This window comes from Antrihabitans auranticaus (assembly GCF_016481275.1).
Classification (GTDB): domain Bacteria; phylum Actinomycetota; class Actinomycetes; order Mycobacteriales; family Mycobacteriaceae; genus Antrihabitans.
Genome location: NZ_JAEMNW010000009.1, coordinates 81,126 through 96,540, shown reverse-complemented (window position 1 = coordinate 96,540; position 15,415 = coordinate 81,126). Strand labels below are relative to the sequence as shown.

The 15,415-nt window shown below is 63.9% G+C and carries 16 protein-coding genes; 12 read left to right on the top strand and 4 right to left on the bottom strand.

Annotated features, from left to right (window positions below; all coding sequences use genetic code 11):
* Nucleotides 1-9: 9 nt before the first annotated feature.
* Both JGU72_RS26830 and JGU72_RS26825 read right to left on the bottom strand, forming a co-directional pair.
* Nucleotides 10-255 (bottom strand): hypothetical protein, encoded by a 246-nt coding sequence (locus JGU72_RS26830; RefSeq protein ID WP_199687330.1) that lies wholly within the window; start codon nt 253-255, stop codon nt 10-12.
* Nucleotides 256-463: 208 nt separating this feature from the next.
* Nucleotides 464-604: a hypothetical protein gene (locus JGU72_RS26825; RefSeq protein WP_199687328.1), complete on the bottom strand. Its 141-nt coding sequence runs from the start codon at nt 602-604 to the stop codon at nt 464-466.
* A gap of 30 nt (nt 605-634) precedes the next feature.
* Here JGU72_RS26825 and JGU72_RS26820 point away from each other — a divergent pair, with 30 nt between their 5' ends.
* The 5 genes from JGU72_RS26820 to JGU72_RS26800 all read left to right on the top strand — a co-directional run bounded on the left by JGU72_RS26820 (nt 635) and on the right by JGU72_RS26800 (nt 3,961).
* Complete coding sequence (locus JGU72_RS26820) at nt 635-961, top strand: ArsR/SmtB family transcription factor (RefSeq protein ID WP_199687326.1); 327 nt, start codon at nt 635-637, stop codon at nt 959-961.
* Nucleotides 962-963: 2 nt separating this feature from the next.
* The gene (locus JGU72_RS26815) at nt 964-1,431 is read left to right on the top strand and encodes an SRPBCC family protein (protein WP_199687324.1); all 468 of its coding nucleotides are present in this window, start codon (nt 964-966) and stop codon (nt 1,429-1,431) included.
* Nucleotide 1,432: 1 nt separating this feature from the next.
* Nucleotides 1,433-2,026 carry a dihydrofolate reductase family protein gene (locus JGU72_RS26810; protein ID WP_199687323.1) on the top strand — a complete coding sequence of 198 codons (594 nt, stop codon included), beginning with the start codon at nt 1,433-1,435 and terminating at the stop codon, nt 2,024-2,026.
* Between the two features lie 247 nt (nt 2,027-2,273).
* Nucleotides 2,274-3,152: a MerR family transcriptional regulator gene (locus tag JGU72_RS26805; protein WP_233533083.1), complete on the top strand. Its 879-nt coding sequence runs from the start codon at nt 2,274-2,276 to the stop codon at nt 3,150-3,152.
* 158 nt (nt 3,153-3,310) lie between these two features.
* On the top strand, nt 3,311-3,961 hold the full coding sequence (locus JGU72_RS26800) for a fasciclin domain-containing protein (protein WP_199687423.1): 651 nt from the start codon (nt 3,311-3,313) through the stop codon (nt 3,959-3,961).
* Between the two features lie 40 nt (nt 3,962-4,001).
* On the opposite strand, the gene JGU72_RS26795 is transcribed toward JGU72_RS26800, so the two are convergent.
* Nucleotides 4,002-4,670 (bottom strand): hypothetical protein, encoded by a 669-nt coding sequence (locus tag JGU72_RS26795; RefSeq protein ID WP_307828622.1) that lies wholly within the window; start codon nt 4,668-4,670, stop codon nt 4,002-4,004.
* Nucleotides 4,603-5,631, bottom strand: a complete 1,029-nt coding sequence (locus JGU72_RS30875; RefSeq protein ID WP_307828618.1) for a class I SAM-dependent methyltransferase — start codon at nt 5,629-5,631, stop codon at nt 4,603-4,605. The genes JGU72_RS26795 and JGU72_RS30875 overlap by 68 nt, the downstream gene beginning before the upstream one ends.
* Nucleotides 5,632-5,754: 123 nt before the next feature.
* Here JGU72_RS30875 and JGU72_RS26790 point away from each other — a divergent pair, with 123 nt between their 5' ends.
* From JGU72_RS26790 to JGU72_RS26760, 7 genes are all read left to right on the top strand, one after another.
* Entirely contained in the window at nt 5,755-6,564 is an 810-nt protein-coding gene (locus JGU72_RS26790; RefSeq protein WP_199687320.1) for a GNAT family N-acetyltransferase, read from the top strand.
* 186 nt (nt 6,565-6,750) lie between these two features.
* A complete protein-coding gene (locus JGU72_RS26785; protein WP_233533082.1) occupies nt 6,751-7,983 on the top strand; it encodes a DUF445 domain-containing protein in 1,233 nt (410 codons plus the stop codon).
* A gap of 31 nt (nt 7,984-8,014) precedes the next feature.
* The gene (locus JGU72_RS26780) at nt 8,015-8,935 is read left to right on the top strand and encodes an alpha/beta fold hydrolase (protein ID WP_199687318.1); all 921 of its coding nucleotides are present in this window, start codon (nt 8,015-8,017) and stop codon (nt 8,933-8,935) included.
* A 194-nt stretch (nt 8,936-9,129) separates the two neighbouring features.
* Nucleotides 9,130-10,413 carry a PucR family transcriptional regulator gene (locus JGU72_RS26775; RefSeq protein ID WP_199687316.1) on the top strand — a complete coding sequence of 428 codons (1,284 nt, stop codon included), beginning with the start codon at nt 9,130-9,132 and terminating at the stop codon, nt 10,411-10,413.
* Nucleotides 10,414-10,539: 126 nt separating this feature from the next.
* Nucleotides 10,540-12,000: a class I adenylate-forming enzyme family protein gene (locus tag JGU72_RS26770; protein ID WP_199687315.1), complete on the top strand. Its 1,461-nt coding sequence runs from the start codon at nt 10,540-10,542 to the stop codon at nt 11,998-12,000.
* A 41-nt stretch (nt 12,001-12,041) separates the two neighbouring features.
* Complete coding sequence (locus JGU72_RS26765) at nt 12,042-13,817, top strand: DUF3556 domain-containing protein (RefSeq protein ID WP_199687314.1); 1,776 nt, start codon at nt 12,042-12,044, stop codon at nt 13,815-13,817.
* Between the two features lie 148 nt (nt 13,818-13,965).
* Entirely contained in the window at nt 13,966-15,387 is a 1,422-nt protein-coding gene (locus tag JGU72_RS26760) for a phytoene desaturase family protein (RefSeq protein ID WP_199687312.1), read from the top strand.
* The last annotated feature ends 28 nt before the right edge of the window (nt 15,388-15,415 follow it).

Below are 15,415 nucleotides of genomic sequence, written 5' to 3'. Positions count from 1 at the left end.
CGCTCGGCGTCAGAAGACCGGCGCACCCGTGGCGTCGACTACGTGGTAGCCGGTGTTGTCGTAGATAACCGAGCCCGCGCCGGACAGAAACGCCGCTTCTCCGGTTGCATACGAAATGTAGGTCACTCCCGGCACGACGCCGACAACCAAGTCATCCGGGCCCGGTGCCGCGGGCTGCGCGGCAGCTGCGGTCGCTGCGCCGGCGAAAAACGTGCCGGCGGCTATTGCTGACACAACGGCAAGCTTCTTGATCATTCTCACTGTCTCCTCGAGTCGTCAGAACACGGCGATCACCGAGTTCGCCGCCAAAGGCTCTCAGAGACTGCTCCCCGCCGCAACATTTAAAATCACGGCTTTACGCTTGCACTACAACAGGTTCCGCGGTGGGCGGTTCAGCCTGCACCAGCAGCCCGATGTTCACCGGCACGTTCACCCGACGTCATCTACGCGTCACGTCGGATGACTACCTTGCTTGGGCTTCGCTCGGCTGCCGACCGAGCTCGCCGGCCGCACGAGCAGCTTCCGCAGCGGCGCGCGTGACGTCGCGAACAGCACGCTTGGCGTGGCCGAGGAGTCCACTGCGGACAACCCAGACCGTTGACACCGTCCACACCCTGTTGCAATACTGAACTTGATGGTTCAGTATTCCGCCCTAGACAACACATTCGCCGCGCTGGCCGACCCGACCCGCCGCGGCATCGTCGACCTGCTCGGCGACGGGTCTCGAACGATCAGCGATCTCGCTGACCGCTTCGAGATGACGCTGACCGGCATCAAGAAGCACGTGCAACTGCTCGAAGACGCCGGACTCGTCTCCACCGAGAAGCGCGGGCGGGTGCGCTACTGCACGCTCGGCACGAATGCGCTTGCGCAGGAGGCCGAATGGATCAGTTCCTACCAGCGCGCTTTGGGGCAGCGACTGGACCGTCTCGAACGATTTCTGCGACGGACCGAGGAGTAGCAATGACCACGAGTACAGTCTCGACCGCCATCGAACGCGAAATCCACGTGGAGCGGGTCTTCGCCGCGCCGCGAAGCCGAGTCTGGGCGGCATTCACCAAGCCGGACCTGCTTGCCCAATGGTGGGCGCGAGGCAACGACATGGACATCGAGCGCTGGGAGTTCGAGCGCGGCGGCCATTGGCGGTTCGTGGAGCGCGCCGACGGTGACACTTTCGGGTTCGAGGGACGTTTCCGCGAGATCAGCCCGGAGGACCGACTGTCCTACACATTCGAATGGGACGGCCAACCAGGACACGTCCTCGTCGAGACAAATACGTTTGTCGACCTCGGCGACGAGACCACGAAACTTGTTGTGGTGAGCCAGTTCCTCACCCAAGAGGAGCGCGACGGCATGCTGTCCTCCGGAATGGAATCCGGGATGAACGAGAGCTACGCGGCACTCGACGCAGTGCTCGCCAGGCAGTGGTGACATGGGCAGGGTGGTGATGTCGGCCGTGATGTCGCTCGACGGTTTCATCGCCGACCCGCACGACCGCGTCGGACCCATGTTCGACTGGTACGGCAACGGCGACGTAGCTACCGCCCCCGGCGATCCGGAGCGAACCTTTCACGTCAGCCGCGCCAGCGCCGACTACATGAACGAAACCTGGCCGCAGGTCGGCGCCGCGGTCATCGGCCGCCACCTGTTCGACCTCACCAACGGCTGGCACGGCAGGCCCGCCGCGGGCGGTGCGGTGTTCGTGGTCACTCACGACGCCCCCACCGATTGGCTGTTCCCGGACGCGCCGTTCACCTTCGTCACCGACGGCGTCCGCAGCGCGATCGAGCAAGCCAAGGTCTTCGCCGGCGATCGCGACGTGTCGATCAGTGCGGGCAACGTCGGCGCCCAGGCCTTTTCAGCCGGACTCGTCGACATGGTCGACATCGATCTCGTGCCCGTAGTACTCGGAGCCGGCAAACGGTTTTTCGGCGATGTCGTCACCGACCAGACCGTCCTCGAAAACCCTCGAGTCGTCGAAGGCGACCGCGTCATCCACCTTCGTTATCCGGTACGAGCCGGATAGTCTCGGCCAGGCGTCGGGCGGTCATGGCGGCGACTTGTCCGAAAAGTCCAGGTCCAGCGCGCCATCTACGCCGTACGCATCACTTATGCATCGATTCGACGTATGATCTTCACACGCGCCAATTGTTCTGCGACAAAGGTGCGGATCGGAGGGTCCCGACTCCGCCAGACGCCGCGCGCGCCTCTGCCGGCCGAGCCCGACGGTAATTCGGACGGTCGAGAGCTCATCGAACGGCGGAAGAGGAGCATTGAACCTGAAGAAGCGGAATGCGGGCGAATCCGCCGTCGACGCCCACGATCCAGAGCTGGAATCTTCGGCCTACACCGTTCGCGCGGTGGCGCGTTTGCTCGGGATTCCGACAGCGACCTTGCGCAGTTGGACTCGCCGCTACGGCATCGGTCCGACAAGCCATCGCCCTGGCCGGCACCGCCTCTACACCGACGCCGACATCGCTGTCCTCCAACGCATGCATGCCTTGATCGACGAGGGGCAGACTCCCGCGCAGGCGGCTCGTAAAGCTATCGCCGCGAACCCGCGTCCGCCGACCGATTCCGGCGCACTCCTCGCCGCCGCGTTGCGCCTGGACGCACCAGCGGCCACTCGGATCGTGGACGATCACCTCGTCCACCACGGGGTGATCGAGACGTGGGATTCGTTGTGCCGTCCGGTTTTCAACGCGATCGACGCCCGCCAAACGGCTGGGCAGAACTGCATCGATGTCGAACACATGTTGTCCTGGATCGTGACCCGCTGCCTGCAGCGCGTCCAACTCCTGCCCGGCGAGGCTGCCGCGACCGTGGTACTGGCGTGCACAGACGAAGAGTCACACAGCCTTCCGCTCGAGGCGTTGCGGGCGGCGCTGTGCGAGAACGGTGTCGCCGTCCTCATGCTCGGCGCTTCCGTGCCGCACGCGGCACTGACCGACCTGCTCGTTCATCGCCGCGGAGTCGCCAAAGTCGTGCTGTGGGCGCAGACCTCACGTACTGCGGACGTCGACGCGGTGCGCGCGATCCTCGAGGCCGATGTCGGCGCGCTCGTGGCAGGACCTGGATGGGACGCGGTCGAGCTACCGAAACCGGCGCGCTGGGTGAACGGACTGCGCGACGCCGTCGATCAACTGCTGTGAACCCCAACGAAAAGTAATCGATGCGTAAACGATGCAATTTCTCGTGATCGGTGTCACACTGGAACAGGTCAGCATGCATCGTTTATGCATCGTTTCGGTGGCGAACCCGCTCCCGTGTGCATCAGGAAAGAAGGAACACCGTGAGAACCAACGCAAGAATGGCTGCGGCAGTACTCGGCGTAGGAGCGCTGGCTTTGTTCGGCGGCACAGCATGTTCGTCGGACGACTCGTCTTCGGATTCTGCCGAGTCCGCAACGACGTCGGCCGCGGCGATGACGACGGGATCCATGGCGCCCTCGTCGGGTGCCGAAGCCGCCGGAGCCAGCCTGGTGGGTCCAGGCTGCGCGGGATATGCCGAGCAGGTTCCCACCGGCCCCGGGTCGGTCGAAGGCATGGCTGCCGAGCCGGTCGCGGTCGCGGCATCCAACAACCCGATCCTGACCACCCTGACCGCAGCGGTGTCGGGACAACTGAATCCGCAGGTCAACCTGGTCGACACCCTCAACGGCGGCGAGTTCACCGTCTTCGCCCCGGTCGACGACGCCTTCGCCAAGGTCGATCCTGCGACTCTGGAAACCCTGAAGACCGACAAGGCAACTCTCGAAAAGATCCTCACCTACCACGTGGTTCCGGGCCGGATCGCGCCGGACGCGATCGCAGGCACGCAGACGACGGTCGAGGGCGGCACGGTGAACGTCACAGGGTCGGGCGACAGCCTGAAGGTCAACGACGCCGCAGTCATCTGCGGTGGGGTCAGTACCGCGAATGCCACTGTCTACCTGATTGATTCGGTCCTCACGCCACAGTAGAGACACACGTGCCGCTCGGCCGAGCGGCACTGTGCCGGCGTCACTGCGGGGCCTGTGTCGGGGCACCGCCGATGAAGTCGTCCCAGTGCCGCCGGACGGGGGCCCAGCGATCGTCGAACGCGGCAGCGCGCCGTCGAGCGTGCGCCAACTCCTTCGCTGAGTAGCGCCACCGCGCCCAGGGCGAGGTCGGGCGCGCAAGGCGAGCTGCCGCGACCCACGCCACCGGGGAAACGAACAGGCCGATCAACGCCGTCGGGTATTTGCCCTTCAGGGCGGTGAGCGTCACCAACAACAGGTTCACCATTAGCGCACTGACGAGCCCGCCACGCACAACAACTTCGGTGCCGGCGAGGCCGTTCACACCGACGGGCGACAACCCGCATACTGCGAAGCCGACGCACGCGGCAGCGAGGGTGACCATGTTGACCGAAAGCTGGCCTTCCTGCGACCAATACACGTCTTGCAGCCGGAAGATCATCGCGAACTCGTCCAGTACCAGCGACGAACCGGCGCCGACCAGCACGGCCGCTGCGTATGTCCAACCCGACAGCGGCGGGGCGCCGACCCCCATGAAACCGCCGACTATCAGCAGAATGACACCAGGTGTGGAGTGGTGCATATGGACGCCGCCGCTGCTGATGTTATGAAACGGCCCCCGACCGGCCCGGATCAGCCGCGTGATCGTGCGGGTAACCAGGAAAGTCACAATGAATACGACAAACCCTGCCAGCAGCGGGCCCTTGTAGCCATCGACTACCTCGTTGTGCCACCAACCCTGTAACCACGTCATTGTCGCGATGATAGGCAGCACCTATAACGATCAGGTGCTGCGGGCCTCTGCTTTCCGGCACGTGATCAGCCATGCGGCAGACCCGAACATGACGCCCTCGCTCGTCATGAGCGGCGAGTGTCGTGCGCAGGCGTTCCCGGGCACGTTCGCGACCGGCATCGTCGAGGTCTCGAATGAGCCAATCGAGCAGGCCGAGTACGAACGTTTCCGCCGTGGCCGCGTCGTCGCCGAAATGATTCGACGCGCGGACGTCTTCGAAATCGACGTCGACGAACCCCGCCGCGGTAAGGATCGCGGTGACCCGATTCGGATCGGCGAAGGCGAACGGTCCCGGTTCGTCGGGCGGTGGCGTGAGCGGGCGACCGTTGAGCGCGGTCATGAGTTCGCTGAACCATTCGTTCCGGTCGACGCTCTGCCAGACCAGCAGCGCCATGCGCCCGCCCGGCCGCAACGCACGAGCGATATTCGCATACGCGACGTCGGGTCGACCGAAGAACATGCAGCCGGTGCGCGAAATTGCGACGTCGATAGAGGCACTGAGAAAGGGGTGAATCTGAACATCGCCCTGCTCGAACTCGGCGTTGGCAATCCCCCGCGCGTTCGCGAGCTCGCGGGCATGCTCGATCATTCGGAGCGAGAGATCCACACCCAACGCGGAGCCCTCGAACGCCGCTTCTGCTGCCGCGCGCGTGGTTTGTCCTGTGCCACAACCTATGTCGAGTACCCGATCGGTAGGCTCGATTGCCGCGGCCGTCAGAAAGCGCGCGGTGTAGCCCGCGAGCGATCGGTCCAATTGTGCGGCGTTGGCGGCCCAGTACGCGCCGGCATCACCGTCCCATGCGATCGCCTGCTTGTCGTTCGTGAGATCGAACTCGCCCACGCCCTGCCTCCGTTTGTCCGCGATGAGTCGATGTTGCCTGTCCTGGATACGAGATTCGCCGATGGATCGTTCATGCGAAAGTACATTGCACCGATTGGTCGATCGCCTGTAAACACAACACCTATGCCGTTCTCGGATCTCGACCTTGCCCGCCGTCTCGAAGCCGCCGAGGGCCGCGGCTGCATGGCGTTCGCTGCCGCACACCGCCGACTCGATCCCAGCTGCGGTGCCGAGTGGCTCGAGCGCGGGGGCGCATTCGCGGTGTTCGACGGTGTGGACTCGCCCGTCACGCAGAGTTTCGGGCTCGGCGTTTTCGAAGAACTCACTCCGCAGACCCTCGACGAGTTCGAACGCTTCTTCCTGGATCGAGGTGCGGAAATAGATCACGAGGTCTGCCCGCTGGCCGGCGTCGGAGCACTGCGATTGCTCGCCGAACGTAGTTACCTGCCAATCGAAGTCAGCCACGTCGTGTACCGGGACGTCTCGGCGCCGAACACTCCCCTCCCCCAAGGCGTTACCGTGCGAACGATCGACGCCGGCGAGGCCGAATTATGGAGCGACGTCAGTGCGCGCGGCTGGGCCCACGAGCACCCCGAACTCGAGGATTTCCTCCGCGGGGTCGGCGCGATCACCGCCGAGCGTGCCGACAGCGTCTGTTTCGTCGCAGAGTTCGATGGGCTGGCGGGCGCAGCGGGAGTCCTGACCCTGCATGACGGCGTCGCGCTGTTCGCAGGATCGGCAACCGTGCCGGAGCTGCGGCGCCGCGGCCTGCAAGCCGCGCTCCTGGCCGAAAGGATGCGATTCGCCGACGAGCGCGGCTGCGACCTCGCCATGATGGTGGCCGAAGCCGGCAGCGGCTCGCAGCGCAACGCCGAGCGTAAAGGTTTCCGGGTCGCCTACACCCGGACGAAGTGGCGCCGAACCACGGGGTGAGGTGATCCACCCCTGGCAGCCGCAGCGCCCGTGCTGCCGTGATCCACAGCTGACGCCACGGACTTTCTAGAACAGGTTCTACTGTACTAAACTCACACCAGGCTGCCGAGAATCGGACGTTGTTAGAACAAGTTCTCGGACAAGAACAGGCTCGCGGGTCGTTACACCGCGAACAGAAGCGATGGGGTGAGGGTCCTGAACAGCTTTGTGCAAGATCTGCAGGATCACTGGTATCTCTATGCGTCGATGCCGTTCATCGCGGCGTTCATCGGATACGTGACGAAACTGGCCGCGGTCGAAATGATGTTCCGACCGCTCGAGTTCGTCGGCATCAAACCGTTCCTCGGTTGGCAGGGCATCGTTCCGCGCGGCGTCGAGCGCATCGCATCGATCGCCATCGACCTGCTGATGGGCAGAATTCTCAACCCACAGGAAATCATCGACCGCATCGACGTCGACGACATGATGGTGAAGCTCGCCGATCCGATGCGCGAGATGGTCGAAGACCTCACCGTCGCGGTATTCGAAGAGACTCGACCCGGGCTGTGGGATGTCACGCCGCCACCGGTGAAGACTCTCCTGCTCGATCGCGTCACCGACAGCGTGCCCGCAGTCGTGGAGCGAATGTTGCGGGAGATGCGCGAAAAGGTGGACGACGTCATAGACATCCGCGCGCTCGCGATCAATGCGATGACGCGCGACAAGGCGCTGACGGTGCGACTGTTCCGAACCACAGGCAAGAAGGAACTCCGCTTCATCTGCAATGTGGGGATACCATTCGGGTTCGCGATCGGCGTGGTTCAGGTGTTCGCTTATGCCGCAACGCATTCACCCTGGGTGTTACCGGTGTTCGGTGCGCTGACCGGTCTGATAACCGACTGGCTCGCACTGCAAATGATCTTCCGCCCGGCCAAGCCGAAGCGCATCCTCGGCTATACGTGGCAGGGCGTCTTCCATAAGCGGCGCGCAGAAGTCACCCGCGACTACGCGCATATCGTCGCCGCCGAGATTCTGACGCCCGAGAACATGCTCGAGGCGATGCTCACCGGACCCAAGTCGGATCAGTTCCTGTTCCTGGTCGAGCGCGAGGTCGATCGCGCGGTCGACGATCAAGCCGGCTTCGCAAAGCCCGTAGTCAAACTGGTCGGTGGTTTCCAGTACCAGGGCGTCAAGCGCAAAGTGGCGGCAATGGTAATCGAGCGGATCAAGACTCGCGGCGTCGAGTTGAGCGGGCTCGCTGGTGGCACAGTCGATTTGCCAAGCTTCTTGGAGGAGAAGATGGTGACGATGACCAACGAGGAGTACGAAGACCTGTTGCGGCCGGCTTTCAAACAAGACGAATGGAAGATCATCGTCGTCGGCGCCGTGCTCGGATTCCTCGTCGGTGAGCTTCAGCTGCACCTCGTGCTCGGAGCCTGACCCTCGGGGTACTCCTGACAGAATCGACAACATGGACGACGCCGCAGCAGCACATGCGTACGCAGGATCGGAATTCGCACTCCTCGAGGAGACAGCGAACGAGATCGGTCTGCCGTGGTCGGCTCCGACCGTCTCGCGCATCGCTACCGCCGATGTCGGCGGACTGCGTTGGGGCACCGGACCGATCGACGTGGTCTTCCTCCACGGCGGTGGGCAGAACGCTCACACCTGGGACGCCGTCATTCTCGCCCTGCTACGAGCACACCCGGACCTATCGGCACTCGCGATCGATCTGCCAGGCCATGGCCACTCGGCCTGGCGACCGGACCGCGACTACTCCCCCACGACGAACGCCGCCACCCTCGCACCCGTGGTGCAGCAATTGGCGCCGGACGCGTCGACGGTGGTCGGTATGTCACTGGGTGGGCTTACCGCACTCGCCCTCGAAGAGCATTTTTCCGGGTTTCGACGACGCATCATGGTCGACGTGACACCGGCCTCACACGAGCGACTCGCCCAGCTGAGTCGAGTACAGCGCGGCTCGACAGCTCTCGTCGCAGGACCGCGCTCGTACGCGACGTTCACCGAAATCCTCGACGCGACCGTTGCCGCGAGCCCCTCACGTAGCCGTACGTCGCTGCGCCGCGGCGTCCTGCACAACGCCCGCCTAGGCAGCGACGGCCAATGGACCTGGCGCTACGACGCGCTGGACAAACCGATGGATTTCAGCCCTCTCTGGTCCATTCTCGGCGCCTCTACGGTACCGACTCTCCTTGTCCGGGGCGCTAATTCACCGTTCGTCACGGACGAGGACGAAGCAGAGTTCCTGCGCCGGAACTCGTCCGCCGTCGTGCACAAGGTTGCGGGTGCGAGCCACTCGGTACAAAGCGATCAACCGATCGAGCTGGCAGAGCTGATCGACCGTTTCGCTCTGACCACGGATCTCCCATAGTCGGACTCGCGATTCACGCAGTGGCCAATATTGCTTGCGGGATTCGATCAGGTCGTCGCTTTCGCGCTCGCGTGAAACGACTCGGAACGTCTTCGAAAGCCACAGTTTCACCCGCCGATTGTCTTCCGAAGACAACGAAGGCGGAAGTCGCGAAATCGACCTGACGCGTGTTCCGGACGCTCTACCGTCGAGCTATGCCGAAGCCGCGTTCCGACAGCGACGTCGAGGTAGGCCGATACGTCGAGGACATCGCCACCCGGATGAACGAGCGCGTGACCGATGTCAGCTCGACGATCAGCACCGTTCTCGCGGAGGAAATCCCTGAGTTGCGCGGCGACACCCGAACGATCGAATTGCTGGGTGCGAGCGTCGAGGGGAACGTCGACACCATCTTGCATGCACTGCGTCATGACATTGCAGTCGAACGAATCACTGCTCCTGCCGCTGCGCTCGAGTACGCAAGGCGCCTTGCTCAGCACGGTGTGTCGGTCAACGCACTCGTACGCGCATATCGGCTCGGCCAGCGTCGGCTGACCGAGATGGTCTTCGCAGAGATGCGCGCGACCGCGATGGACCCGACGACCCGGATCGCCGTCATCGAGACGTTCACGAGCACGATGTTCGCCTACATCGATCGGGTTTCGCAGGAAGTCGTCGCGGTCTACGAGGGCGAACGCGAACGCTGGCTGGAGAACCAGAACAGCGTGCGGGCATTGCGGGTGCGTGAGGTTCTCGCCGGGGGGACGTCGATCGATCTGGACACGGCGACCGCGACAATCGGATATCCACTGCGCTGGCACCACGTTGCGTTGGTCATGTGGTACCCGGACGCCGAGATGGACAACAACGAACTCACCCGCCTGCAGCGGTTCGGACGCGAGCTTGCAACGGCAATCCGTGCCGACGCAGGCCCGCTTTTCGCCGCCGCCGATCGAACGAGCGGATGGGCGTGGCTGCCTTTCAAGTCCAGACCCGCCGGGTTCGAGTCGACGATCCGCGAGGTCACGCGAACCCATCCCGATCCGCCGAGCATCGCGATCGGCACCGTCGGCGCCGGCGTCGACGGTTTTCGTCACTCACATCGGCAGGCGCAGCGCGCACGCACAGTTGCACTGACCCGGGCCGGGGCAGGCCTGACCGTCGTAGCGGCGAACGACCCGGGATTGTCGGCCGCGGCCCTTCTCGGTGGGAATGTGGCGGAGGTCCGCGAGTGGGTCACCGAAGTGCTCGGCCCGCTTGCCGAGAACACCCCGAACGACGCCCGGCTCCGGGAGACCCTTCGGATCTTCTTGCGCGCCGGCTCCAGCTTCAAAGCAGCGGCACAGGAACTCGACCTGCATGCCAATTCCGTCAAGTACCGGGTCGGTCGCGCCGTCGCACGTCGTGGGTCGGAAATCGGCGACGACCGACTAGATGTCGAACTCGCGTTACTCGTCTGCCATTGGTACGGACCTGCGGTGCTCATCGCGACCGCCTGACCGTTTTTTGTCCCCAGGGGACAACAATGCTTCGAGACTTCGTCGATTGACGACGGTGTGGTGGCGCTCACAAGTTCATAGCGTTTGAGGCGTCCAGTTCGAGACGACCACCCCAGGACTGTCCTCATGCATCTCGCCGAATTGCCCGACTACCGAAGCCGCCAGAACCCCGACGCACCCTGCGTCGCCGACGACGACGTCGACATGAACAACGCGCAGTTCGCCGACGCGGTACAGCGCGCGGCCGATACGCTTGCCGCACATGGAGTCGGCCCCGGCGATGTAGTCGCGGTGAAGCTGCCCAACAATGCGTCGCTCGTCGTATCCCTTTTCGCAGCATGGCGTTTGGGTGCCGCCGTCACTCCGATCAACCCGGCGCTCGTCGCTGCCGAGGTTGCCTACCAGGGATCCGACGCAGCAGCGAAGGTCCTCATCGCCGATCAGCACGCCGATTTCGGTGTCACGGTCCTCAGCCCGGCCGATCTGATCGCCGAGCAACTCGACGCTCACACCATGGCGGAACCGTCCGACGACGCGCTTGCCCTGCTCATCTACACCAGCGGAACCACGGGGCGCCCGAAGGGCGTCATGCTCGACCACACGAACCTGAATGCCATGTGCGGCATGGTGATCGACGCATTCCACTTGAACGAAGACGACCACAGTTTGTTGATTCTGCCGTTGTTCCATGTCAACGGAATCGTGGTCAGCACACTGTCGCCACTGCTCGTCGGTGGGCGCGCAACGATTGCCGGCAGGTTCAGCGCGAAGACGTTCTTCGACCGGCTCGAACAGAGCCGCGCCACCTATTTCTCCGCCGTCCCAACGATTTACACAATGTTGGCCGACCTTCCACCAGCATTGGCGCCGGACACCTCGGCAGTGCGGTTCGCCGTGTGCGGCGCGGCGCCGGCAAGCGTCGAACTGCTCGAGAAGTTCGAAAGCCGTTACGGCATACCTCTTGTCGAGGGCTACGGCCTGTCGGAGGGAACCTGCGCAAGTACCATCAACCCATTGGATGGGCCGCGCAAGCCCGGTACCGTCGGCCTTCCACTGTCTGGCCAAACGATTCGGATCATCGACCACGACGGCAACCCGGTTGCCGACGGCGAGGCAGGCGAGGTCGTCATCGCGGGCCCGAATGTGATGCGCGGCTATCTGAATCGCCCCGAAGACACAGCCAGCACGGTGATCGACGGGTGGCTGCACACCGGCGATATCGGGCGATTCGATGACGACGGCTACCTCATGCTCGTGGACCGTGCGAAGGACATGATCATCCGCGGCGGCGAGAACATCTACCCCAAGGAGATCGAGAGCGTCGTCTACCAACTGTCGGAGGTGGCGGAAGCCGCTGTCGTCGGCCGTAGCAGCGCAACCTACGGCGAGGAGCCAGTGCTGTTCGTCGCGCTGAACTCCGGAGCTGTTCTCACGGCCGATCAGATCTTCCAATATGTGCAGCTGAACATGTCGAAATACAAACTACCCGTTCAGATTACCGTTCTCGACGCGCTTCCCAAGAACGCCGTCGGAAAGCTCGACAAGCCGTCGCTGCGCCGGTCGCTCACAGCACCGGCCAGCGCCTGACCTTTCTACAACCAAGAGAACCCGACATAGGAGAAAGTGCCATGGGATTCACACAACCGCAGTTTCCCGCGGTGGATCCGGACGAGTTCGTCCAGATGCCGCTGATGGAACGAATGCGCATCAACGCAACGGATTGGGCCGAGAACGGGTTCGGTTCGCCCTACGTGCTGCACGTGATCTATCTGATGAAGATCGTCGTGCTGTATTCGATCGTGGGCGTCTCGATCGCGAACGCCACATCGGGGCTACCGGCGTTCTGGCACGTGGCCGAATGGTGGAACGAGCCGATCGTCTATCAGAAGGCGATCGTCTGGACGGTGTTACTGGAATCGTTGAATCTGGCCGGTTCGTGGGGTCCGCTTGCGGGCAAGCTCAAGCCGATGACCGGTGGAATCTTGTTCTGGGCCAAGGTGAACACGATCCGGATGCGGCCGTGGAAGTGGGTGCCGGGAACCAACGGCGATCGGCGTACGCGCTTCGATGTCACTATCTACGTCGCGTTCCTGGCAAGCCTGGTCGTGGCGTTGGTCGCTCCGGGTGTGGCGAGCGATGGACTGTCGGCCGCGTTGCCGGACAACACGTCCGGGCTCATCAACCCGCCGCTGTTGATCGCCCCCATCACATTGCTGATCCTGAACGGTCTGCGGGACAAGGTGATCTTTCTCGGTGCCCGCGGTGAGCAGTACCTGCCGGCATTGATCATCTTCACGATCTTCCCGTTTGTGAACATGATCATCGCGTTGAAGCTGTTGATCGTCACGGTGTGGATCTGTGCCGGCTTCTCCAAATTCGGCAAGCATTTCTCCAACGTCGTGTCGCCGATGGTGTCCAACAGTCCGTCGATGCCGTTCAAGGCCATCAAGCGAAAGTTCTACCGCGACTTCCCGCGCGACCTGCGGCCCTCCTGGGTCGCGCACGTCATGGCACACGTCGGTGGCACGATCCCCGAGATCGTTGTCCCGTTGATCCTGTTCTTCTCCACCAACATCTACGTGACGATCGCCGCGGCACTGTTCATGGTGGTCTTCCACGTCTTCATCATTTCGACGTTCCCGTTGGCAGTGCCGCTGGAATGGAATGTGTTGTTCGCCTATGCCGCAATCTTCTTGTTCATCGGTTTCCCGAACAGCGAAGGTTTCGCTCCTTGGGACATGTCCCCCGCCTGGCTCGGCCTCGTCGTTCTCGCCGCGCTGCTGTTCTTCCCGGTGCTGGGCAACCTGCGCCCGGACAAGGTGTCGTTCCTGCCGTCGATGCGGCAGTACGCCGGCAACTGGGCCTCAGCGGTGTGGTCGTTCGCACCGGGAACCGAGGACAAACTCAATCGGGTCACCAAGTCTGCGAAGAATCAGATCGACCAGTTCATCGAAGCCGGCATGCCGAAGAACCTCGCCGAACTGCACCTGCAGCGCACCATCGGCTGGCGCACCCTGCACAGCCAGGCCCGTGGGCTGTTCTCGCTGCTGCTGGCACGTGTCCCCGACATCGACAGCCGCGATGTCCGTGAGGCCGAATTCCTCTGTAACTCCGTGCTGGGCTTCAACTTCGGCGACGGCCACATGCACAACGAAGATTTCGTCCACGCCGTGCAGGACGAGGCACAGTTCGAGCCGGGCGAGTGCATCATCGCCTGGGTGGAATCGGAAGCGATCGGCAGCGGTGTGCAGCACTACAAGCTGATCGACGCGGCGCTCGGAGTGATCGAGACCGGAACCTGGCGCGTAGCGGATGCGGTCAACGAGCAGCCGTGGCTGCCGAATGGACCGATCCCGCTGACCGTCGAGTGGGCCCGTGCAGCGACGGCCGCGTCCGTGTCATGAGTCCGCAAAGACGAAGGCGAGTGAGGATCGCGACGAGGCACGAGCCGGAGACGCAGCGAACGCGAGGATCGCAGCGAGGAACGAGCGAGGACCGGAACGGCCGCGCAGTCGACCATCTGCGAGGACCGGAACGAGTAGGAGTCGAGCAATGAGTACCGCAATCGTTGTGGGGGCGGGCCCGAACGGGCTCGCCGCTGCGGTCGCGCTCGCCGCGGCGGGTGTGGATGTGACGGTCGTGGAAGCCGCCGAGGAGATCGGTGGCGGGGCACGGTCCAGCGAAGCGATTGTGCCCGGCCTGCGCCACGACCACTGCTCTGCGATCCACCCCATGGCCGTCGGGTCGACGTTCCTGAACAGCCTCGGCCTCCACGAATACGGCCTCGAGTGGCGACGCCCGGAGATCGATTGCGTACACCCGCTCGATTCCGGCAAAGCAGGGGTGTTGCACCAGTCGATCGAGGTCACGTCTGCGCTGCTGGGTCGCGACGGGCCGCGCTGGGAGATGGCGTTCGGACAACCGTCGCGGCGGTTCGATGCGCTGGCCGAGGACATCATGGGTCCGCTCGTACGCTTCCCGACGCACCCGTTGACGTTGGCGCGATTCGGTGCGCCGACCGTGCTCCCGGGTTCGGTGCTAGCCCGGTTGTTCCGCACCGAAGAAGCACGGGCGCTGTTCGGCGGTGTTGCGGCACATACCTTCCGGCCGCTGCACTATCCGATGACGTCGGCGATCGGGCTCGGGATCATCGCGGCGGGCCACCGCCACGGCTGGCCGGTCGCGGCCGGCGGTTCGGGAGCGATCACGAACGCGTTGGCAGCGAAGCTCACCGATCTGGGCGGCAAGATCGAAACCGGTGTCAGGATCAGTGCGGCCACGCAGCTGCCGCGTACCGACATCACGATGTTCGACCTGGCTCCCGGTGCGACCGCGGACATCCTGGGGAACCGGTTGCCGAACCGGGTCGCACGCGCGTTCCGCAGATTCCGCCACGGGCCAGGTGCCTTCAAGGTCGACTTCGCGGTCGACGGCGGTGTGCCCTGGACCAACGACGCGGCCCGCCGCGCCGGCACAGTCCACCTCGGCGGGGCCTACGCAGAGATTGCCGCCACCGAACGCGACATCCATGCCGGGCGAATGCCTGAGCGGCCGTTCGTTCTCGTCGGGCAGCAGTACCTTGCGGACCCGCAGCGCTCGGTCGGCGACGTTCACCCGCTGTGGACGTACGCCCATGTGCCACATGGATATACAGGCGACGCGACCCAGGCGATCGTCGACCAGATCGAGCGGTTCGCGCCCGGGTTCCGGGACCGCATCGTCGGCTACACAGTCCGAACCACCACACAGATGGCCAAATACAACGCCAACTACGTCGGCGGCGACATCGTCACCGGCGCAAAGGATATCCGGCAACTGGTGTTCGGTCCGCGGGTCGCGGTCGACCCCTACTCGTTGCGCATTCCGGGCATGTACATCTGCTCTGCGGCAACACCGCCGGGGCCGGGTGCACACGGAATGTGCGGCGCCAATGCCGCGCAACGAGCACTGCGTTACCTCGATCGCGCACGCTGATCATTTTTTTCACGACATCGACAAAAGA

What these genes read in the sequence shown, in the direction of transcription:
- JGU72_RS26815 (WP_199687324.1), top strand. Translation starts at nt 964, where the DNA reads ATGACCACGAGTACAGTCTCGACCGCCATCGAACGCGAAATCCACGTG.
- JGU72_RS26760 (WP_199687312.1), top strand. Translation starts at nt 13,966, where the DNA reads ATGAGTACCGCAATCGTTGTGGGGGCGGGCCCGAACGGGCTCGCCGCT.
- JGU72_RS26780 (WP_199687318.1), top strand. Translation starts at nt 8,015, where the DNA reads ATGGACGACGCCGCAGCAGCACATGCGTACGCAGGATCGGAATTCGCA.
- JGU72_RS26790 (WP_199687320.1), top strand. Translation starts at nt 5,755, where the DNA reads ATGCCGTTCTCGGATCTCGACCTTGCCCGCCGTCTCGAAGCCGCCGAG.
- JGU72_RS26800 (WP_199687423.1), top strand. Translation starts at nt 3,311, where the DNA reads ATGGCTGCGGCAGTACTCGGCGTAGGAGCGCTGGCTTTGTTCGGCGGC.
- JGU72_RS26830 (WP_199687330.1), bottom strand. Translation starts at nt 255, where the DNA reads ATGATCAAGAAGCTTGCCGTTGTGTCAGCAATAGCCGCCGGCACGTTT.
- JGU72_RS26820 (WP_199687326.1), top strand. Translation starts at nt 635, where the DNA reads ATGGTTCAGTATTCCGCCCTAGACAACACATTCGCCGCGCTGGCCGAC.
- JGU72_RS26765 (WP_199687314.1), top strand. Translation starts at nt 12,042, where the DNA reads ATGGGATTCACACAACCGCAGTTTCCCGCGGTGGATCCGGACGAGTTC.
- JGU72_RS26775 (WP_199687316.1), top strand. Translation starts at nt 9,130, where the DNA reads ATGCCGAAGCCGCGTTCCGACAGCGACGTCGAGGTAGGCCGATACGTC.
- JGU72_RS26770 (WP_199687315.1), top strand. Translation starts at nt 10,540, where the DNA reads ATGCATCTCGCCGAATTGCCCGACTACCGAAGCCGCCAGAACCCCGAC.
- JGU72_RS26810 (WP_199687323.1), top strand. Translation starts at nt 1,433, where the DNA reads ATGGGCAGGGTGGTGATGTCGGCCGTGATGTCGCTCGACGGTTTCATC.